The 20273-nt window shown below is 68.9% G+C and carries 19 protein-coding genes; 1 reads left to right on the top strand and 18 read right to left on the bottom strand.

Annotation, left to right across the window (positions count from 1 at the left end):
* Positions 1-95: 95 nt before the first annotated feature.
* Complete coding sequence (gene rpsT / locus H6A07_RS08320) at positions 96-359, top strand: 30S ribosomal protein S20 (RefSeq protein WP_193530213.1); 264 nt, start codon at positions 96-98, stop codon at positions 357-359.
* Positions 360-528: 169 nt separating this feature from the next.
* Here the strand turns inward: rpsT and H6A07_RS08315 are convergent, their stop codons facing one another.
* The 18 genes from H6A07_RS08315 to H6A07_RS08230 all read right to left on the bottom strand — a co-directional run bounded on the left by H6A07_RS08315 (position 529) and on the right by H6A07_RS08230 (position 19618).
* Positions 529-1662, bottom strand: a complete 1134-nt coding sequence (locus tag H6A07_RS08315) for a hypothetical protein (RefSeq protein ID WP_204814463.1) — start codon at positions 1660-1662, stop codon at positions 529-531.
* A gap of 111 nt (positions 1663-1773) precedes the next feature.
* The gene (holA, locus tag H6A07_RS08310; protein ID WP_204814462.1) at positions 1774-2736 is read right to left on the bottom strand and encodes a DNA polymerase III subunit delta; all 963 of its coding nucleotides are present in this window, start codon (positions 2734-2736) and stop codon (positions 1774-1776) included.
* Between the two features lie 13 nt (positions 2737-2749).
* On the bottom strand, positions 2750-3055 hold the full coding sequence (locus H6A07_RS08305) for a type II toxin-antitoxin system RelE/ParE family toxin (protein WP_239471181.1): 306 nt from the start codon (positions 3053-3055) through the stop codon (positions 2750-2752).
* Positions 3045-3380 carry a type II toxin-antitoxin system Phd/YefM family antitoxin gene (locus H6A07_RS08300; RefSeq protein ID WP_204814460.1) on the bottom strand — a complete coding sequence of 112 codons (336 nt, stop codon included), beginning with the start codon at positions 3378-3380 and terminating at the stop codon, positions 3045-3047. The genes H6A07_RS08305 and H6A07_RS08300 overlap by 11 nt, the downstream gene beginning before the upstream one ends.
* The gene (locus H6A07_RS08295) at positions 3377-5707 is read right to left on the bottom strand and encodes a ComEC/Rec2 family competence protein (RefSeq protein WP_204814459.1); all 2331 of its coding nucleotides are present in this window, start codon (positions 5705-5707) and stop codon (positions 3377-3379) included. The genes H6A07_RS08300 and H6A07_RS08295 overlap by 4 nt, the downstream gene beginning before the upstream one ends.
* The gene (locus tag H6A07_RS08290; RefSeq protein ID WP_204814458.1) at positions 5700-6359 is read right to left on the bottom strand and encodes a ComEA family DNA-binding protein; all 660 of its coding nucleotides are present in this window, start codon (positions 6357-6359) and stop codon (positions 5700-5702) included. Before H6A07_RS08290 ends, H6A07_RS08295 begins: the two co-directional genes overlap by 8 nt.
* 181 nt (positions 6360-6540) lie before the next feature.
* Positions 6541-7788 carry a tRNA uracil 4-sulfurtransferase ThiI gene (thiI, locus tag H6A07_RS08285; protein WP_204814457.1) on the bottom strand — a complete coding sequence of 416 codons (1248 nt, stop codon included), beginning with the start codon at positions 7786-7788 and terminating at the stop codon, positions 6541-6543.
* 7 nt (positions 7789-7795) lie between these two features.
* Positions 7796-8080 carry a DNA-directed RNA polymerase subunit omega gene (locus H6A07_RS08280; protein ID WP_204814456.1) on the bottom strand — a complete coding sequence of 95 codons (285 nt, stop codon included), beginning with the start codon at positions 8078-8080 and terminating at the stop codon, positions 7796-7798.
* Positions 8055-8660, bottom strand: a complete 606-nt coding sequence (gene gmk, locus H6A07_RS08275) for a guanylate kinase (protein ID WP_204814455.1) — start codon at positions 8658-8660, stop codon at positions 8055-8057. Before gmk ends, H6A07_RS08280 begins: the two co-directional genes overlap by 26 nt.
* 2 nt (positions 8661-8662) lie before the next feature.
* The gene (gene mihF, locus H6A07_RS08270) at positions 8663-8971 is read right to left on the bottom strand and encodes an integration host factor, actinobacterial type (RefSeq protein ID WP_204814454.1); all 309 of its coding nucleotides are present in this window, start codon (positions 8969-8971) and stop codon (positions 8663-8665) included.
* A 159-nt stretch (positions 8972-9130) separates the two neighbouring features.
* Positions 9131-9853 (bottom strand): orotidine-5'-phosphate decarboxylase, encoded by a 723-nt coding sequence (pyrF, locus tag H6A07_RS08265; protein WP_204814453.1) that lies wholly within the window; start codon positions 9851-9853, stop codon positions 9131-9133.
* Positions 9847-10791, bottom strand: a complete 945-nt coding sequence (locus H6A07_RS08260) for a dihydroorotate dehydrogenase (RefSeq protein WP_239471172.1) — start codon at positions 10789-10791, stop codon at positions 9847-9849. Before H6A07_RS08260 ends, pyrF begins: the two co-directional genes overlap by 7 nt.
* Positions 10791-11582, bottom strand: a complete 792-nt coding sequence (locus H6A07_RS08255) for a dihydroorotate dehydrogenase electron transfer subunit (RefSeq protein ID WP_204814452.1) — start codon at positions 11580-11582, stop codon at positions 10791-10793. Before H6A07_RS08255 ends, H6A07_RS08260 begins: the two co-directional genes overlap by 1 nt.
* The gene (locus H6A07_RS08250; protein WP_204814451.1) at positions 11579-12892 is read right to left on the bottom strand and encodes a dihydroorotase; all 1314 of its coding nucleotides are present in this window, start codon (positions 12890-12892) and stop codon (positions 11579-11581) included. Before H6A07_RS08250 ends, H6A07_RS08255 begins: the two co-directional genes overlap by 4 nt.
* Positions 12876-13811: an aspartate carbamoyltransferase catalytic subunit gene (locus H6A07_RS08245; RefSeq protein WP_204814450.1), complete on the bottom strand. Its 936-nt coding sequence runs from the start codon at positions 13809-13811 to the stop codon at positions 12876-12878. Before H6A07_RS08245 ends, H6A07_RS08250 begins: the two co-directional genes overlap by 17 nt.
* A gap of 20 nt (positions 13812-13831) precedes the next feature.
* On the bottom strand, positions 13832-14383 hold the full coding sequence (gene pyrR / locus H6A07_RS08240) for a bifunctional pyr operon transcriptional regulator/uracil phosphoribosyltransferase PyrR (RefSeq protein WP_204814449.1): 552 nt from the start codon (positions 14381-14383) through the stop codon (positions 13832-13834).
* Positions 14384-14706: 323 nt separating this feature from the next.
* Positions 14707-16533, bottom strand: coding sequence for an InlB B-repeat-containing protein (locus tag H6A07_RS08235; protein WP_204814448.1), 1827 nt, complete (start codon positions 16531-16533; stop codon positions 14707-14709).
* Between the two features lie 64 nt (positions 16534-16597).
* The gene (locus H6A07_RS08230) at positions 16598-19618 is read right to left on the bottom strand and encodes a hypothetical protein (RefSeq protein WP_369334321.1); all 3021 of its coding nucleotides are present in this window, start codon (positions 19616-19618) and stop codon (positions 16598-16600) included.
* Positions 19619-20273 lie beyond the last annotated feature (655 nt).

The following is a 20273-nucleotide window of genomic DNA, read 5'->3' as shown; positions in this document are numbered from 1 at the left end:
CGAAGTGCACGCCCTCATGCTATACTCAGCAGGCTGACCTCACCGTGTCTCAAACAGAGGCCTCAGAACGAAAAGCTTTTCGAAAGGAACCGCACGTGGCTAACATCAAGTCTCAGAAGAAGCGCATCATCACCGCCGAGAAGGCGCGCCAGCGCAACCGCGCCGTCCGCTCCGAGCTCAAGACCGCCGTCAAGGGCGTTCGCGCCGCGGTCGAGGCCGGCAACGCCGAGGACGCGCAGCTCGCCGCCAACAAGGCGTGCCGCCTGCTCGACAAGGCCGCTTCCAAGGGCATCATCCACAAGAACCAGGCCGCTCAGCGCAAGAGCGGCGTGCAGAAGCTCGTCAACACCATCAAGTAGCTTCCGCTCACAGCGTGACCGCAAGCGGACCCGGGGTGCTGCCCGGGTCCGCTTTTTTGTGTTCTCGTCGTACCGGCTGCGCAATGCGCCCTCTTCGGATAATGCGCTCAAATAAGCACAGGTTTATATATCTGCAGATGAGAATTACGCGCTTGCACGATTGAGCGCGTTATTGCACGGCCACCAGATGCTCCCACGGCCGCCACGCGGCAAGCTCGTGGGCGTACCGGGCGCCCGGAGGCCACGGCAGGAGCGACCAGATGAGCTGCTGCCGCCGTCCTCCCCGCGACCTCGCGACGGCCGCCCTGACGTCCTGCAACACCGTGCCCCCGACAAGCTCCTGCGCAGCCGTCGCCGCCAGCAGCATCACCGCGTCCAGGCCGCCGGGGGCGAAGAGGTCCTCGGACGTGACCGGCAGGATCCACCATCCCGTCGCCGCCAGCTCGCGATTCCTCCTGAGATCGTCGAGGTACTTCTCGCGCACCTGCTCCGCCGCGTGCCAGGCGTCCTCGGAAGTGGGCGCGGAGACCACGGAAGCAAGGTCGAGATGGTCGTGGCCGTCGTAGTTGAACCCCACGTGCAGGCCCCTGAGCTCGATGTCGGGAACGCGGGACCCCCTGCATCCCAAAGACACCAGCTCCGGGGTCAGGCCATGCCGCACGTTGAGGTCGACGTCCCCGAACCCGTAGCCAAGGTCGTCGGGACCCATGCACGCCACGAGCGCGACGATCGCCTCCATGGGAGACCACGCGTTGTCACGCACGAAGCCCAGGTTGCGGCGGGCGAGAAGGACGCTGCGCCGGCGCCCCACCCGGTCGAGGTACGCTCCGATCCGATTCACGGAGGTCACGGGCGGCACGTCATAGGTGACCTCGCCCAGCCGGGGGTCTGCGGCCGAGCGCGCGTACGTGCCGCACAGCTCGTAGCCGAGAAGGGCGTGGACCGCCGGCTGCATGACGTCGGCGAGCTCGAGGAACAGCAGCTCGGGACAGGGGATGGAGATGCCTTCCCCAAGGTCGACGAAGGAGCCGTCCGGCAGCGTCGAAGACCGCACCAGACAGCTGAAGAAGCCTCCGCGTGCACGAGTTTCGAGGCTCGGGGCAAGAATCTCAACCGGACTGGTGACGCTCGGCGGGCTCTCGAGGGCGAGGGCCTCGTACGGCACCAGGCCGGGCGTCCAGCGCTGGCGAGGACTGGGGTCCGGGGGCGTGAGGTCGTGACGCTCCGCAGAGAGCGGCCGGCGACCCGCGCGAAACACGCGCAGCGCCCGGAGCGCGCTCAGCCTGTCAAACGTGAGGTCCATGAGAGGCACCCTCCCTCCCCGATTAACGCGCTCGATCAAGCACAGGTTCTTATATCAGCAGGTGAAAATAACGCGCTTGTACGATCGAGCGCATTATTCCCGGAGGAAGAATCAGCGCGCACCGCAGATGCGGGCGATGAGGGCGACCATCTCGGTCCGTTCGTCCGCGCCGCTCTTGAGGGCGCGCTCGGACCGCGCGCAGGCGCCGAGAAGGTCTTCGAGCTCGCCGTCGGCGAACGCGCGCGCCCACCTGACGTGGTTCTTCACCTGCCACTCCTGCTTCCCGAGCTCGGAAGCGAGCGAGGAGGCCGCCCCGCGCGCGGCGAGCGAGCGGGCGCAGATGAGCTCGCGCAGCCGCCCGACGACGAGCGAAAGCAGCCCGAGCGCCGACCCGTCGAGCAGCCGGTAGAGGGCGAGCGTGCGGTGGGCGTCGCGCGCCGAGAGCCGGTCGAGGAACTCCCAGGGCTTGACCTCGGCCACGCGCGCGACGTTGGCCTCGACGAACTCCCGCGTGATCGCCCCGGAGCCGCCGAGAAGCGCCGCGAGCGCGCTGATCTGCGTGTCGAGCATCGTCGTGGACTCGCCGACGCGCGCCACCAGCTCGCGCACCGCGTCCGGGCTGATGGAGACGCCGTGGGACGCGGCGAGCTTCTGCACGTAGGGAGGCAGGTCGCGCCCCTTCTTGGCGGCGCACTCGATGACGGAGCGGGGCCCGACCTTGGCGACCGCCTTGTAGAGGCGCGTCGAGCGCGCGAGGCTCGCCGCGACGAGCGCAAGGGTGCAGCTCTCGTTGGGGCTCTTGAGGTAGTCGACGATCGCCTCGGAGACCGCCTTGGGCAGCTTGTCGGCGGCCTCGACCACGACGACGCGCCGCTCGCCGCCCATCGGGAGCGTGTTGAGGGAGGAGAGCAGGGCGACCGGCTCGAGGTCGGCCGACGCGACGATCTCCTCGAGGTTGAACATCGAGAACGGCCCGTCTACGCGGGCGCGCAGGCGGGCGACCGCCTGGTTGCGCTTGAGCTCGTCCGGCCCGACGATCAGGTAGGCGGGCAGCAGCGCGCCCTTCTCGGCCATGGGTCCTCCTTCGCTAGAGCAGGCGGGCGTAGTCCTGGAGCGCATGGAAGATGCGCGCCACCTCCACCACGCCGCCTCTAATCCGGCAGAGCGCGACGTAGCTCAGAAAGCCCGCGCGCCGGTAGCCTCCTGCGGCGAGGCGCCCCTCCGTCGCGCGCGGGTACATCTCGGGGTGAGCGGCCAGGTTGTCGAGCACGAGGTCGAGCCGCTCGTGGAACCGCAGGGCGGCCCCCGGGTTCCCCAGCCCCTCGGCGAGGTAGCTGACGATGCGGTCGCGGTCGCGCTCGGCGGCGCGTGCCAGAATGACGTCAGAGGCCATAGCGCTCACCGAGCCTCTCCCGGGAACGGCGCATCGACTCGCGCGCGTCGACGACGCGGCCGGCACGGAAGTCTTCCTCCGCCTCGTCGACCAGCCGATAGAGCTCGGCGCGCGCCGCCTCCATCCGCATCGCGTCGAGCAGCTCCATCGACACGGCGGCGAAGCACTCCTCGCCGTTGCGGGTCACGATGACGGGCTCGTCGGACTCGTTCACGATCCGCGCGAACTCGACGGTGTTCTTGATGTGCTTGATGGGAACGCACCGTGGCATCTCACACCTCCTCTGGGCCACAATCATGGCCCCCATGATAGCACGTTCGCTCATGACGCTCCCCCTCTCTGACAGCTGACGACGGGGCCCTCGGCCCCCGGCTCCACGCACACGTCGCCCACGTCCTTGGTGCACAGGACGAGCGAACCGACGTCCTCGAGCATCCCCACGCAGACGGGGTCGGGATGCCCGTAGGAGTTGCCCTCCCCCGCGCTCGCGACGCTCACCTCGGGAGCGAGCGCGGCGGCGATCTCGGGCGTGAGCGAGGCCTCGGAGCCGTGGTGGCCCACCTTGAGCAGGTCGACGTCGCCCACGTCCTCGCGCTCGACGGCGGCACCGGTCTCCTCGCGCTCGGCGTCGGCGGCGAGAAGCGCCGTGAGCTCCCGGCCGTCCACGTCGTAGCTCACCAGCAGCTCGAGCGACCCCTCGTTGCCCTCCCCCGCCGCCGGCTCCACCGGCGACACGACGCGCATCGTGAACCCGCCGGCGCGCAGCAGGTCGCCGTAGCCCGCCTCGTCCACGGGGAGCCCGGCGGCCGCCTCCGGGACCTCGGTCAGCTCGGGCACGACGAGGCGGTCCACGTCCACCACGCCGAGAAGGTCCTCGAGGCCCCCGGCGTGGTCGCTGTGGAGGTGCGTGAGCACCACCGCGTCGAGATGGCCCACGTTGCAGCGCGCGAGGGCCGAGACGACGGCGTCGTCGGGCCCGGTGTCCACCAGCACGGCGGCGGCCCCGTCCGTGAGCAGGATCGCGTCCCCCTGCCCGACGTCGAGCACGCGGACGCATGCCGGCGCGAAGCAGCGCCAGCGCACGTGCCAGCACGCCCCTGCGAGGACCAGGGCGCAGGCCACACCGAGAAGCGCCCGACGCGTAACGCGCGGCCAGGCGACCAGGAGCGCCGCGAGCGCGACCGCGAGCGCCAGCAGGGCGGGCCCCTCCTCCACGTCCACGGCGACGCACGCGCCGGGCAGGCCCGCGAGCGACCGGAGCACCACCATGAGGGCGCCCCCGACGGCCTCGCAGCCGAGAAGCGCGACCGCCTGGGCCGCCGGCACCCCCACCAGCAGCGCCGCCGTGAGCCCGAGCGTCAGCAGCGCCGAGAAGAGCGGGGCGAGAAGCACGTTGGCGAGCGGCGCCACCAGCGAGAGGCTCCCGAAGGCGGCGCAGGTCATCGGCACCGTCACGGCCTGCGAGACGAGCGTGAGCGCGAGCGCCTCCCGTGCGTCCGACCCCGCGCGGCGAAGCGCCGACCGCACGCGGCCCCTTCGGGGGGCGGCCGACGGCCGGGCCCCGATGACGCGCAGCACGTAGTTGACGTACGGGCCGAGGGCGCAGATTCCGCAGACGCACGCGACCGAGAGCAGGTAGCCGAGCTGCCCCGTCACCCCCGGGTCGGCGAGGGCGAGGGAGAGCGCCACGACGCTCGCCGACGAGAGCGGGTGCGAGCGCCTCCCCACGAGCCCGGAGAGCTCCGCGACGAGCGACATCCCCCAGGACCTGACGGCGGAGACGGGCGCCCCGCAGAACAGGACGAGGAGCCCGGTCGAGAGGAGCAGCGCCACCGAGCGCGCCACGGGTCTGAGCGGGGCCCGGCGCAGCGCGAGGCCGACGAGGGCCGTGACCAGCACGAGATGCCCTCCCGAGACCGCGACGAGGTGCGAGACGCCGCAGCGCGCGAAGAGCTCGTCCAGCCCCCGTTCCGACATCGCCCGTGTGGAGCCGCAGACGCTCCCCGCGACCAGTGCCCGCGCGTCCGAGGAAGCCGCGTCGAGGCTCTCGAGCACCCGCGCGCGCAGGCCGAGCACCGCCCCGAGCGGGCCCCGGGGCGGCGAGCTCGAGAGGACCCGCACGACCCGCACCGTCCCCGCGAGCCCCTGCGCGCGCGAGGTCGCGCCCCACTCGTTCTCCTCGTTCGGCGAGAACCTGCCCACGCACCTCACCGTGCTTCCCGCCTCGATCGGCTCGTCCGCGACGAGCCACACCGAGCCGGCTCCCCCGACCAGCCGCGCCCGCCCTCGCCATCCGGAGGCCCCCTCGCTCATGTCCCCCTCCAGCGCGAGCTCGTGGGCGGAGACCGGGCTCGAGGAGAGTTCCCCCGCGACGGCCCCCTGGGCCGCGAGCTCGGCCGCACAGGCGAGCGACGCGCAGGTGAGCGACGCCCCCACGGCCACGGCCAGCGGCACGACGGTCCGGAGCCGTCCCCGGCGGGCGAGAAGGGCGGCGGCGCAGGTGACGGCCACGAGCCCGACGGCGAGCCGCACGCACGCGGCGGGGTCGGGCCCGGCCGCGAGCGTCAGGCGGCAGAGCGCGACCGCCGCGACGAGCGCCCAGAGCGCCGGCGGGAGGAGCGGCCGGTCGGGGCGCTCGGGACGCCTAGACACAGACCAGCTCCCGCAGCCGCTCGAACTTCTTCTCCCCGATGCCCGAGACGCGCATCAGGTCCTCGATGGTCGAGAACGGGCCGTTGGCCTCGCGGTCCTCGACGATGGCCTGCGCGGTGGCCTCGCCGACGCCCGGGAGTTCGTCGAGCTCCTCGACGCCCGCCGTGTTGAGGTTGACGAGGCCGCCCGCCTCCGCCCCACCGGAGGTGCCGGGCGCGGCGGGCGCGCTCTCCCCCTCGACGGGGACGTGGACCTTCTCGCCGTCCGCGACCGGGGCGGCCAGGTTGAGCGTCGAGGTATCGGCCCCCTCCGCAAGGCCGCCCGCCGCGTCGATCGCGTCGGCCACGCGCGAGCCGGGCTCGAGCTCGTAGACGTCCGGCGAGGCCACCGCCCCGTCGACGTGCACGACGAGCGGCGCTTCCGGCTCCTCGGCGTCGTCGGGGACCGTTTCCCGCGTCCCGGCGTCGGGCACCGCGACCTCCTCGGCGCGCTCTATCGTGAGCGAATCGGGCGCCCGGAGCGCCATCCCCGCCACCACGGCGACGGCCGCGACCACGACGAGCGCCGCCACGGCCGCCCCTTTCGCCGCCAGCCCGTACCGCCGCACCGTCCTTCTCGCCCGCTCCCGCATCCCGGACCCCACCTGAGCCATGCGACCACCCCCACACCAGCATGCGCCCCTCCTCGCGGCGCCGGCGCGACGCGGGAAGAAAGTCGCGCGCCAAGCTGACAGCTGGCTGACCGTGCCGCCGCACAAGAAGAGACGCCCCCGTCATCGGGGACGTCTCTCATGCAAGGTGCAACTGTATGCGCGCCGCTTGCCGGCGGGGGCGCTACCGTTCGGCCGGGGAGGCCCCGGCGAGTTGTCTGTGGTGGTCGCGCAGGGTCCCCTTGGGCGCGTGATAGGAAGGGCACTGCGGGAAGTCGCGCCACTCGACGTGCTCGACGAGGTCGGCGACCATTCCCTCGTGGTCGAAGCTCTCCCACGCGGCGAGGACCTCGCGCATGCGCGCGTGCGTCTCGGGCCGGCGCGGCATGAAGAGGGTGCAGCAGTCGGGCGCCGTCTGGCAGGAGATGTCGTAGGTGCCGATCTCGTGCGCCCGCGCGATGATCTCCTGCTTGTCGGAGCCGATGAGCGGCCGCAGGACGGGCATCGTCACGGCCTCGTTGACGGCGGCGATGTTCTCGAGCGTCTGCGAGGCCACCTGGCCGAGCGACTCGCCGGTCACGAGCGCCTTGGCGCCCTCGAGCTGCGCGATCCTCTCGGCGACCTGCAGCATCACGCGCCGGTACATGATGATGCGCAGGCTCTGGGGTACGGCGAGCGAGATCTCCCGCTGGCGCTCGCCGAACGGGACCACGTAGAGGCGGCCGATCGTGCCGGACGGCGCAAGCGCCTCGACGATGTCCTGGCAGAGCCACTCGCTCGTGTCGGCGGTCATGGGGCGGCCCGAGAAGTGCACGGGCACGCAGATGGCGCCGCGACGGCCCACCATCCAGGTGGACACCGGCGAGTCGAAGCCGCTCGAGAGCAGCGTCACGACCTTGCCGGCCGTGCCGACCGGAAGGCCGCCCACGCCGGGCGCCGAGGCGGCGTAGACGTAGGTGGAGCCCTGGACCACGTGCACGACGACGGTGACGTCCGGGTGGTGGACGTCGACCAACTTGTCCGGGAACGCCTCGCAGAGCTCGGCGCCGACGATGCGGTTCATGTCGAGCGTGTGCACGGGATAGGTGGTCGAGGAGCGGCGCGCGTGCACCTTGAAGGTCCGGAAGTCGCCGGCCTCCCCGAGCGCCCGGACGGCGGCCGCGCGGTACTCCCCCTCGTCGAGGCCGCACTTGTACGCGAGCGAGACGCGCGCCACACCGGGCACGCGCCTGATCGCGGCGGCGAGCTCCTCGGAGGCGTGGCGGTCCTCCGTCTCCACGACGATGTAGCCGGAAATGCGGGAGATGGCGGAGACGGGGAAGTCCCGCAGGGCCCGGTGGAGGTTCGTGACGAGCTGGTTCTCGAAGGTGGAGCGGTTCTTGCCCTTGAGGCCGATCTCGTGGTAGTGGACCAGGCAGAGTCTCTCGGTCATGGAGCGCCTACAGGGCGATCGTGTTGGCGCCCTTGATGTCCTCGTCGAAGTCCTCCTTGACGAAGCCGAGGGTGCCGTCCTCGATCTCCTGCATCGCGACCGAGACGGGGTCCTTGCCGGAGACGACGGTGGTGATGTCGTCGAAGTCCTGGATGGCCGTCACGCGCAGGTGCTGGCCGCGGACCATGTTGTTGATGTCACAGGCGCGCTTGGAGGCGATGGAGCACAGCAGGAACGGGTTGTGCTCGGTCTTCTCGAGCAGGTTGTCAATCTCGGGCTTGATCACGGACATCGTGTGAGGGACCTCCGTCCATCTCGTACGTGCGAATAAGTTCTTCCAGCTCGGAGCAGGCGCGCTCGAGGTCGTCGTTGACGACGCGCGCGTCGTAGTCCGCGGCGTGGGCCATCTCGGAGCGGGCGTTGGCGAGACGCAGGCGGACCTGCTCCTCGTCCTCGGTCCCCCGGCCGCGCAGCCGCCGCTCGAGCTCCTCCATGCTGGGCGGCTCGATGAAGACGAGCACGGCCTCCGGCATGGCCGCGCGGACCGCGAGGCCGCCCTGGACGTCGATCTCCAGGACCACGGACTCGCCGCCCGCCAGGACGCGCTCGACCTCGCTCCTGAGCGTGCCGTAGCGGTGCCCGTGCACCCACGCCCACTCGAGGAACTCCCCGTCGGCGAGGCGCCGGTCGAACTCGGCGTCGCTCATGAAGTGATAGGAGACGCCGTCGGTCTCCCCGGTCCGAGGCTCCCTCGTCGTCGCAGAGACCGTCAGGCCCAGACAGGACATCCGCTCACGCAGCAGCGCGACGAGCGTGCCCTTGCCCACGCCTGACGGTCCGGAGACGACGAAGACTCGTGCTCTTCTGGCCAACTCTACTTGGAGAGGGCCTCGACGAGCTGCTCGCGCTGGCGGGCGCCCAGGCCCTTGACGCGACGGGTGGCGGAGATGCCCAGCTCGTCCATGATCTTGGCGGCCTTGGCCTTGCCGTAGCCGGGAAGCGACTCGATGAGCGCGGAGACCTTCATGCGGCTGGCGATGGGGTCGTCGGACTCGAGGACGGACTCGAGGGTGACCTTGCCGCTCTTAATCTTCTCGCGCAGCTCGGCGCGCTCGTGACGGGCCTGGGCGGCCTTGGCGAGGGCGGCCTTGCGCTGCTCGTCGGTAAGCTGGGGTAGAGCCATGTGTTCCTCCAAACATCGTCTAACCAATGAGCCCGGGGGGCACCCCTCGTTCGGCTCGATACTCTAGTTTGCCCGTTGAGCGGGCACTTTGCAAGACCTCTTCACCAAAGGTGCAGGTCGGGAGCATTCCTACACAAACGCCTGCGGCGCTCGCGCGCGCTACGCCATGAGCTCCGCGCAGATCGCGTCGAAGGCAGTGACGGGGTCCTCCGCGCCCGTGATCGGGCGGCCGATGACGAGCTTGGACGCCCCGGCGGCGATTGCGGCGGCCGGCGTGGCGATCCGCTTCTGGTCGCCCACCTCGGCGCCCGCCGGACGTACCCCCGGGGTCACGATGAGGGCGTCAGGGCCGAGAAGCGCGCGCATCTGGTGCGCCTCCTGCGGCGAGCACACGATGCCGTCGGCACCCGCGCCGTAGGACAGGCTCGCGAGGCGCGCCACCTCCTCGGCGACCGGCGCCTCCACGCCGATCTCGGACAGGGCTGCCTGATCCATGCTCGTGAGCACGGAGATCGCCACGAGGCGGGTGCGCTCGCCGCCGCGCTTCTCGGCCGCCTCCTCCGCGCCCGTGCGGGCCGCAGCGATCATCGCGGAGCTGCCCAGGCCATGGATGGAGAGGATGTCCGCGCCGGTGAGCGACGCCGCGCGCACCGCGCCCTGCACCTGGAACGGGATGTCGTGGACCTTGAGGTCGAGAAACACGCGCAGGCCGCGCTCGCGCATCGCGTCCACGATGGCGGGGCCCTCCGCGTAGAAGAGCGTCATGCCCACCTTGACCCACGTGGCCTTGCCGGCGAGCATGTCCGCCAGCTCGAAGGCGCGCTCCTTCGAGCAGTCCAGCGCGATGATGACCTTGTCGCTTGCCTCTTCGTACGTCAGCATTCGAAGGCTCCAATCAGCTCGTTGATGTCCGTGACGCCCTGCTCGGCGACCCAGGCGGTAAGGCCGTCCACGACCTCGGCCGCGCAGGTGGGGTCGGAGAAGTTGGCGGTGCCCACCGTGACGGAGGTGGCACCCGCGAGGATCATCTCGGCCGCGTCGCGCCAGCTCGCGACGCCGCCCATGCCGTTGATGGGGATCCGCACGGCCTGCGCGGCCTCCCAGACCATGCGCACGGCGATGGCGTGGATGGCCGGGCCCGAGACCCCGCCCGTCGGCTTGGAGAGGCGGCTTCTGCGGGTGCGCACGTCGATGGACATGCCGTTGATCGTGTTGATGAGGCTGAGGGCGTCCGCGCCCTCGGCCTCGCAGGCGCGCGCGATCTCCGGCACGCGCACCGGCGCCATCTTGACGAGGAGCGGCCGCCTCACGCGCGGGCGCACCGCGCGCACGACCTCGGAGGCGCTCTCGGGCGTGCCGCCCACGAGCGCGCCGCCCCGGGCGATGTTGGGGCAGGAGATGTTCAGCTCCACGCCGCTCGCCCACGGACAGAGCTCCTCGATGAGCTCGACGGCCGCCACGTACTCCTCCACGGAGTGGCCGGCGGCCTGCACGATCACGCGGCAGCCGCGTCCCTCGAGCCCGGCGAGGTACTCCCCGTACTGCTCCACCATGCCGCGCACGCCCGGGTTGGCCAGGCCCACGGTGTTCATCATGCCGGAGGGCACCTCGCACATGCGCGGCGCGGGGTTGCCGGGCCACGGCTCGGCCGAGCATCCCTTGAGCGTGATCGCGCCGAGGCGGGACACGTCGAAGAAGTCCTCGAAGACCGACCCGAAGGCGAAGGTGCCCGAGGCGGTGTTCACGGGATTCTGCATCCACACGCCTCCGAGGTCGACGGCCATGCTCACGTTCTTCTCGTCCAGGCTCTTCTCGGCCATCACCACGCCACCTCCTCGGCGTCGAAGACCGGGCCGTCCTTGCAGCAGGACTTGTAGGTGCCGTCGGCCATGGCCACGTTGCAGGTGCCGCACGCGCCGAAGCCGCAGCACATCATCCGCTCCATGGAGACGCGGCAGGCCACGCCGGCCTCGCGGCACAGGCGCGCGACGCCGGCCATCATGACCTCGGGCCCGCAGGTGTAGACAACGTCGTAGTCGTTTTTGGCAAGGAGGTCGGCGAGGGCGTCGGTGGTGAACCCGCGACGCCCGGCGGACCCGTCGTCGGTCGTGACGGCGACCTCGCCGGCGCCAAGCTCGCGCAGGACGTCCGTGCCCCAGAGCTTGCCCGCAGTCTGCGCGCCCACCACGACGTCGAAGGCGACGCCCGAGGCGGCGAGCATGCGCGCGCACGCGACGACCGGCGTCACGCCCACGCCGCCGGCCACCACGCAGGCGCGACGGGCGCCCGGGACGGCCGGCCAGGGGTTGCCGCAGGGGCCCACGGCGGTCGAGGTCTCCCCCGCCGCCATGGCCGCGAGCCGGCGCGTGCCGTCGCCCACGACGGCGTAGACGATCTCCACGGTCCCCGCGTCCGCGTCCGCATGCGAGAAGGACAGCGGGATGCGCAGGATCTGGCTCGCGTCGCCGGGCACGGCGACGTTCACGAACTGGCCGGCCCGCAGCTCGCCCGCGAGCTCGGGGGCGAGAAGGACGACGCGCATGAGCCCGTCGGCGACGCGCTCGTTGGAGACGACCGAGAACTCGTGGACGCCCAGGCCCGCCGCGCTCATCGGAAGCCCCTCCTCACCGGGGTAAGCGCTCCGTCGGTGAGCGTGCGACGGCCGGCGACGAAGACGTCGGAGGCGCAGCCGGTGAGGGTCTGGCCCAGCCAGGCGGAGTTCTTCGAGCGGCTCTGGAGCCAGTCCTCGGTGACCGTGACCTTGGCGGCTGGGTCGATCAGCGTGAGGTCGGCGGTGGAGCCGGCCGCCACGCGCACCTCCGGGAGGCGCAGGCAAGCACGGGGGTTCACAGCCATGACCTCGACGAGGCGCGACCAGCTCATCGTGCCGGGGAGCACGAGGTTGGTGAGCATGAGCGGCAGCGACGTCTCCAGGCCCACGATGCCGAAGAACGCGATCTCCCACTCGCAGTCCTTCTCGTGCGGCGCGTGCGGGGCGTGGTCGGTCACGATGCAGTCGATCGAGCCGTCGAGGACGCCCGCGCGCAGGGCGGCGGCGTCGGAGGCCGTGCGCAGCGGCGGGTTCATCTTGAGGTTGGTGTCGTAGGCGTCGGTGATGTCGTCCTCGCAGAGGAACAGGTGGTGCGGCGTGACCTCGCAGGTGACGGGCAGGCCCTCGGCCTTGGCGGCGCGTACGAGCTCGAGGCCCTTCTCGGTGGAGATGTGGGCGATGTGCAGGGCGCAGCCGGTCATGCGGCAGAGCTCGATGTCACGGTAGATCTCAAGCTCCTCGCCCAGCGCCGGCCACCCGAACATGCCGAGGCGCGTGGAGGCGCGGCCCTCGTTGATGACGCCGTGCGTGGTGAGCGACTCGATCTCGCAGTGGGCCGAGACGACCTTGTCGAACTGGCTCACGTACTCCATGCAGGTGCGCATCATGCCGGCGCTCTGGACGCCGTGGCCGTCGTCGGAGAAGGCGACCGCGCCCTCCATGACCATGTCGCCGATCTCCGCGAGCGTCTGGCCCTTCTCGCCCACCGTGAGCGCGCCGATCGGGCGCACGTGGCAGAACCCGGCGTGGCGCGCACGGTCTATCTGGTAGCGGACCTCGGCGCCGTTGTCGGTCACCGGGTCGGTGTTGGGCATCGTGGCAACGTCGGTGAAGCCGCCGTGGACCGCGGCGCGGGAGCCGGTCTCGATGGTCTCCTTGTACTCGAAGCCGGGGTCGCGGAAGTGCACGTGCATGTCCACGAGGCCGGGCACGAGGTACTTGCCGGCGGCGTCGATGACGCACGCCCCCTCGGGCGCCTCGAGCGCCTCCCCCACCGCCGCGATCTTCTCGCCGTCAATGAGCACGTCACGGACGTCGTCGAGGCCCACCTGGGGGTCGACGACGTGGGCACCCCTAAGCAGATACGCCATTGTTCTCTCCTCCCAGAAGCAGGTACATCTCGGCCATGCGCGTGAGGACGCCGGCGTTCACCTGGTCGAGGATGCGCGAGCGCGCGCAGTCGGCCACGTCGGCGTTGATCTCCATGCCGCGGTTCATGGGGCCCGGGTGGCAGATAATGGCCTCGGGCTTCATCTTGTTCACGCGCGCCATGTCCAGGCCCCAGAGGCGGTTGTACTCGCGGCGGGACGGGATGGCCGCGCCCTCCATGCGCTCGAGCTGGACGCGCAGCATGTAGACGACGTCCATCTCGGGGATGACGGCGTCGAGGTCAGCGGTCTGCGGGACGCCGTAGTAGTCCGGGTCGTCCACCTGGAAGGTGGGCGGGCCCACGAGCGTGACGTCGGCGCCCATCGTCTTGAGCGCGGGCACGAGGCTGCCGCAGACGCGACTGTGGGAGAGGTCGCCCACGATGGCCACCTTGAGGCCGTCGAGGTGGCCGAAGTTCTCGCGGATGGTGTAGAGGTCGAGCATCGCCTGCGTGGGGTGCTGGTGCTTGCCGTCGCCGGCGTTGATGACGACGGCGTCGGTGTGCTCGGTGATCTTCTGCGGCGTGCCGGCGAGCTTGGCGCGGCAGATGAACATGTCGACGTTCATGGCGTCGATGGTCTCGATCGTGTCGGCGAGGCTCTCGCCCTTGACGACGGAGCTCGTGGCCCCGCCCATCGAGAGGGAGTCGGCCGAGAGGCGCTTCTCGGCGAGCTCGAAGGAGCTCTTGGTGCGCGTGGACGGCTCGAGGAAGAGGTTGACGATCGTGCGGCCGCGCAGCGCCGGGACCTTCTTGATCGCGCGCTTGTTGACCTCGGAGAACGAGCGCGCCGTGTCGAGGATCTGCGTGATGTCGTCGGCGGTGAGGCTCGTCGTGTCGATCAGGTGTTTGACGGACAGCATCTAGGGGCACCTCCTGTGCGCTAGTCGGTGGGCTTGGTCCAGATCTCGACCGCATTGGTCTCGTCGTAGGGGGCGATGGTCACGCGGACGTCCTCCTCGTGCGAGGAGGGGACGTTCTTGCCCACGTAGTCCGCGCGGATGGGGAGCTCGCGGTGGCCGCGGTCGACCATGACGGCGAGCTGGACGGTCTTGGGGCGCCCGAGGTCGATGAGGGCGTCCAACGCGGCGCGGATCGTGCGCCCGGTGTAGAGGACGTCGTCCACGAGGATGATGTCGCGGCCGTCCACGTCGAAGGGAATGTCGGTGCCAAACTCCACCGGCGCGATCTTGCGGCGGACGTCGTCGCGGTAGAAGCTGACGTCGAGCGAGCCCACGGGCGGGCGGCTCCCCTCGATCTTGGCGATCTCGTCGGCGAGCAGGGGCGCGATCGCGGCGCCGCGGCGCACGATGCCCACGAGCGCGATGCCCTCCGCCCCCTCGTTGCGCTCGATGATCTCGTGCGCGATGCGCGTGAGCGCGCGGGCCATTGCCTGGCCGTCCATAATCTGGGCCTTGAGCTCGGGCTGTTCCATGGGACTCCCTTCACGAAAAAAGACGCCCGACCGTGCGGCGCGAGCGTCAAGAAGGGTGTATGAGCGTCCCCGGAGGGCCTGACCTTGCTGGCGTCTCGCACCGGCTTAAAGAATCGCTGTTAGTGTACGTCACCGGGGACGCGGCCGCAAGGGCGCGCTTGGCGGGCGCGCGGCCCGGGATGCGCCCCCCGTGACGGCTTCCGCGCCGAGACGGAGCATCTGCGGAAAACGAGCCCAATTTTTGAGCAGAATTCCGCAAATCCTCCGTCTCGGCAGAAGACCGACGACCGAGTGACACAGATGCGGGGCGGGACGTTAGGTTGCTAGCTGCGACGCCTCGCAGCTGCGCCGAGGCCAAGCGCGGACGCGCCGACAAGAGCCGGGACAAGCGAGAAGAACGCGCTCGCGTCGCCCGTTGCGGGCAGGGAGGGGGCGTCCTTCTCGGGCTTCGAGGGCTCCTGGGGTGCGACGTAGTCCGGGTCCTTCGCGCCGCAGGCGGTGCAGACGCCGTCCACGTAGTCGTGGCCGGTCGCGGGGATCTCCGCCGTTGCCTCGGCCCGATACGCCTTGCCGTCGAGCTCGACCGTGGCCGCGTAGAGCATCGTGCCGGGCTCGGTGCAGGTGGGCTCCTTCTCGACCGACTCAGCAGGCTCGGCGGTCAGCACCTCGATGTGGGACGGGTCGGTCGCACAAGTGAAGGTGGCAACGAACTCCGTGCCGTCCTCCGACCATCCCCACTCGGGCTCGCCCCACGCGTGGCCCTCGGCCGGGACCTCCCGGTAGGTGCTGTAGCCGCAGGCGCACTCGTCGTAGGCCTCCCAGCCGGCGTCGGTGCAGGTCGGGGCCTGGGCGTCGCGGTGCGTCAGAACGTGCGATTCGTAGGTCGCCGTGACGGTAGCGCCGCCGGCGGGTGCCGTAAAGGTGGTCTCGGGGCTCGTCGGGTCGGCGAGAAGGGCATCGGCGTCGCCACCCTCGACCGCCCAACCCGCAAAGTGACCGTCGGCGTTATACGGCTCCGCAGAGATGGCGACCTCGGAGCCGGGCACGTGGGAGGACGTCTCGCCGTCGACGGTCACGTCGTAGGCCGTACCAGCGGGCTCGATGCGCAGGTAGGTGTCGTTCTGGTCCAGGGCATAGGGCTCGTCGGCGCTCTGCGTTGTCTGCGTGGCCGAGGTGCCCCACTGGTACCAGTCGGAGCCGCCGAGATCGAGGTCATCTCCGGCGTAGAGAGCCCACTTGCCGCCCTCAAGTAGGACGACGGAGTCATCAGCGATGCTCGCCACGCCGGCGGCACGCATCGCCTGGCCGTTGGCACAGGTCGAGTCGACCGTGCTCCCGCTGATGGTGATGTCGCCCCTGCAATAAACGCCATAGAGGTCTGAGCCCGAGGTCACCGCGAGGCTGCTGCCTCCCTTGACCGTGAAGTTACCATCGGACTGAACCACACCGGATGTGGTAACGACGCGAGCCCCACCCTCAATGGCGGTGCTCCCATACGAGTGCATCACAAAAGAATCGGCTGCCTTGGCACCGATGGTCTCGACGCCAAGGACGGTACCCTGGCCCGTGACGAGGATGTCGGTCTGAGCCTTCACGGCTTCAGACTTTCCGGCAGTCACGTCGACCTTAGCCCCACCTTGAATGGTCACCGAACCCTTCTGCGACTGGATGCCCCAAGAATTGGGGGCGTCGATAATAACGGTGGTACCGTCGCAAATTACTACGTCATGATAGGCCGCGATGGGGGCAGGAGACTTATTGTCAGTAGTAATCGTCAGACTGCCGGGACCCGAAATGGTGATGTTGCCAAACGACTCGCCCTCACCCGAGGCATTAATCGTGGCATTGGCCGTACAATCTCCCTCAAGCTTGATGTTGAGATTGGTTTCGGCCGCCGCCCAGATGTTTCGCCGAGTCGAGGAACCGGTCGTCTCAGTCAGCTCGGCATCGTGAAGCGTGAGGACTCCCGTCTCGGGGTCGTACTTGGCATAGCCGTCGCCGCATTGGACGTAGTTGTCCTCCGCCTCCTTAACGATGTCGATACCGTTGACTTCAATTTCGCCACGTGTTGCCGCGTGGGCAGGCGAGGGCGCGGCAAACAGCAGTGCCGCGAAGGCGCACACCGCGAGCGCTCCGATTTTCTCTCTCATAGAAATCCTCCTGATGGCCCGCCCGGCCCAGAGCCGGGCGGGCAAAAGGCGCGGACAAGTCTGCCTAGAAACGGCGCCTCCTACCAATCAGAGCACCCGAGAGGGCAAGGAACGAACCGGATGCCGCAATGGGGGCGAGAAGAACCGTCGGGTCGCCCGTGGTGGGCAGGACGGCAGAGTCACCGCCTGGCTCGGGCTTAGTCGCCGGCTCCTTGGGCTCCTCGTCCGGATTGGTGATGGGCTTCTCCTCATCCGGGTCGGTTACGGGCTCGTCCGGGTCCTCGGGGGCGACGTAGTCCGGGTCCTTCGCACCGCAGACGGTGCAGACGCCGTCAACGTAGTCGTGGCCAGTTGCGGGGGTCTCCTCGTAGGTGCTGTAGCCGCAGGCGCACTCGTCATAGGCCTCCCAGCCGGCGTCGGTGCAGGTGGGTGCCTGGCCCTCGTGGTGCGTCAGAACGTGGGGCTCGTAGGCGGCGGTGACGGTCGCGCCCCCGGCGGGCACGGTGAGGGTGGTCTCGGGGCTCGACGGGTCGGCAATGAGCGCGGCGGTCTCGTCGTCGGAGGCCTCCCAGCGCACAAAGTGGCCATCGGCATCGTAAGGCTCGGCCGAGATCTTGACCTCGGAGCCGGGCACGGAGGAGGACACGACGCCGTCTACGGTCACGTCGTAGGTCGTGCCCGCAGGTTCGATGCGCAGGTAGGTGTCGTTCTTGTCCAGGGCGTAGGCCTCGTCGGAGCTCTGCGTTGCCTGCGTGGTCGAGGTGCCCCACTGGTACCAGTCGGTGTCACCGAGGTCGAGGGCACCGGCGTAGAGGCCAAACTTCCCGCCCTCGAGCAGGACCGTGGAGTCGGTAATGCTCACTGCGCCGCCAGCTCGCATTCCCTGGCCGTTAGTGCAGGACGAGGTGACCTCGCTCTCGCTGATGTTGATGTCACCCCAGCTGAAGATGCTGTACAGGCTCGAATCTGAGGAGACAGAGAGGCGACTGCCGTCTGTGATGACAAGGTCGGCGTCACTATTGTGTTGGTAGCCGTTCTCAACCATGCCAACCACGTTTACCGTCGAGCCCTCGACGGTGATGCCATAGGTGCAGAGCAGGGCATAAGACGTAGGAGTGGTCGTGACCGCAAGGTTGCTCGCTCCCGTTACCCTCGCGGAATCAGCGCGGATTTGGGAAGTTGCCTCGAGCGAGGAGCCCTCCTCAACAATTACGTCCCCGAAGGTATAAATAACGCGCGTGCTGCCTCCCGTGGGGTTTGCGGTAAGGCTTGAGCCACCGCTGACCGTAAGACCATCGTTGGCCGTGATGTCGCCTATACTTTTGACGGTCGCCCCATCATCGATGATGAGGCAGTCCCTGATATTCAGAGCATTCGGGCTATTGTCCGCATTAACCGTGACGTCAAGGAGCGTCTCCTCGCCCGTGACGAGAAGATCGGTGTTCGCCGTCACCGTTTCGATCATGCCGGAGGTTACGGTGACCTTCGCGCCACCCTCAACGGTAATCGACCCAACTCGAGTCAGAAGGCTCTTCGCGCTGGGAGCGGTGATCTTCACCGTCGCGCCGTCAATGACGATGCTGCCCGCAGCGTAGACGGCCGTGGAGCCCGAGTCGTCATCCTCAACCGTGAGGCTTCCGCTGCCTGAGATGGTGATGTTGCCAGTCGTGTCCGCTTCCTGATTCTGGAACTTCGTCTCGATCGAACCCTTCACCGTGTTGTCGCCCTCGAGCACAATGTTCAGGTTCGCGTCAGGATCAGCCCAGATGCCGCACGTCCCGTCCGAGACCTGCTCGGCACCCTGGTCGATTACGGCGTTGCTGAGCGTGAGGACGTTCTTCTCGGGATCGTACGTGGCATAGCCCTCGCCACAAGAGACGATGTTGTCCTCGTCGGCAACGATGTCCACCCCGTTCACCACGATTGCGGGAACCGCCTGCTCAATGGTGATGTTCACCGAGTTGGTCGCAGCGGGATCGGACGCGAAGTAGAAGACGCCCTCAGTCTCGTCGTAGCCCGGGACGTGGGACACGAGCGCCCGCACCTCGTACGTGCCGGCATCGGTCGGCAGGCCGTCAGTCCACTCCTCAGTCCCCTGGGTGCGATACTGCCAGGACTCCACGTCTCCGCCGGCAACCTCAAACAGATCGGCCTCGATCGAGTCGCCGTCATAGACGGGGTTGGCGTCCGGATCGATGACGGAAAGGGTTCCGGAGGCCGAGGTAGCCGAGGGAACAACGACGTAGGGATACGTTGCAGACGTGTCTCCGTCAGGGTTGGCGATCACGGCGTAGCCCTCGGGCGCGCTTACGCCGAGGATTGCGCCTCGGTTGGAAGTATCCTCGGGATCGGCGACGGAAGCGCTGGCACCAGCAAAAGTTCCACCGGTAAGTTCGACCAGCGACGCAGAATCCCCGTTACCGCCTGAACCGATGGCCTCTGCGCCGTCTCCTGGGGTAGCCGAGATAAATCCGCCCGTGATGTTGATGGGATTCTCAATGGTGTGAGCGCTGCCGCCGCCGATGCCGGCGCCGCCAGCGTTGTTGGAGCCAAAGCCGCCAGTCGCCGTTATAACGCCACCAGAGATGTTGATGGTAGGAACCCCGCAATAGCCACCACCGCCACCGATGCCGGCACCGCCCCTGCCTGCGGTTGCCACAACGGTTCCGCCAGTAATGGTTATGGACACACTCTCGTCGAGATAATCGCCCCCGTTGCCGCCGCCGATGCCGGCACCATACTCACCGCCAGTCGCGCTGACCGTGCCCCCGTTGATGGTGATGCTCCGAATATCAGCAGATGAGCGACCGCCGATGCCGGCCGCTTGAGGGCCACCCGTAGCGGTGATGGAGCCGCCGTTGATGGTGATTTCTCCCGATGACCATGCGGGCTCCGCACCAATAGCTGCGTAGTCACTTCCGGCGTTACCTGCGATGAGCTCGCCTGACCCAGAGGGACTTTCGGCGAAAATCGTAAGCGAGTTTGTGCCGGTTACGGAAATGCCGGAGGTGGCGTTCAGCGTGGCATCATCACCGAGGATGAGATTGACATCGCCGCTGACCTCAATGCGGCTGGAAATCGTCACGTCGTTCTCGACCACATACCAACCTGAATTCCAAGTGGTCGTTGCCTCAGTGACCGTGGTGGCGCTCTGTGCGCCCGCGTCGGTGCCTGCGGCGCCGTTTGCGTCAACGTAGTCGGCAGCGAGTGCCGCGTTAGGCGCGATGAGGGTTACTGCCAGCGCAAGGGCGCTGACGGCAACCCCCCCCCCTCAGAAGTTTCATAGCCCATCACCTGTCTTTCTCGGAACTTTGGGACAGCTCTCACGTACTTTCAGGATGCTATACCGCAGGCTGAAGATACCCGAGCACTAACCGGCGAGAGAGACGGGCGACTACGACGAGCGGACGTTCGTCGAGACAGAAAGACCGCACAGAGGTGAGATTCTCCAGAAGCCCATTCTGTGCGGTTCTTCTGTCTCGCTGATAAAAACGGGGCGGGCTCCCGTGGTTGGAAGCCCGCCCCGCATCACTTCAGCGAAGACACGACGCTAGCTGAGCGGGTACCCGCAGTTCATGCAGAACTTGTCGCCGGGGGCTGCGGGCGTGCCGCACTCAGGGCAGAACGCGACAGGGGCGGCAGCGGGCGCGGGCGCCGGTGCGGGCTCGGGCTCCGGCGCGGGAGCGGCGACGGGCTCCGGCGCAGGGGTAACGACGGGCTCCTGTCTCTTATACACATCT

It is taken from the genome of Olsenella uli, assembly GCF_016899935.1.
In the GTDB taxonomy this organism is placed as follows: domain Bacteria; phylum Actinomycetota; class Coriobacteriia; order Coriobacteriales; family Atopobiaceae; genus Thermophilibacter; species Thermophilibacter uli_B.
The sequence above is the reverse complement of the archived record's forward strand: the minus strand, read 5'-3'. Positions and strand labels throughout refer to the sequence as shown.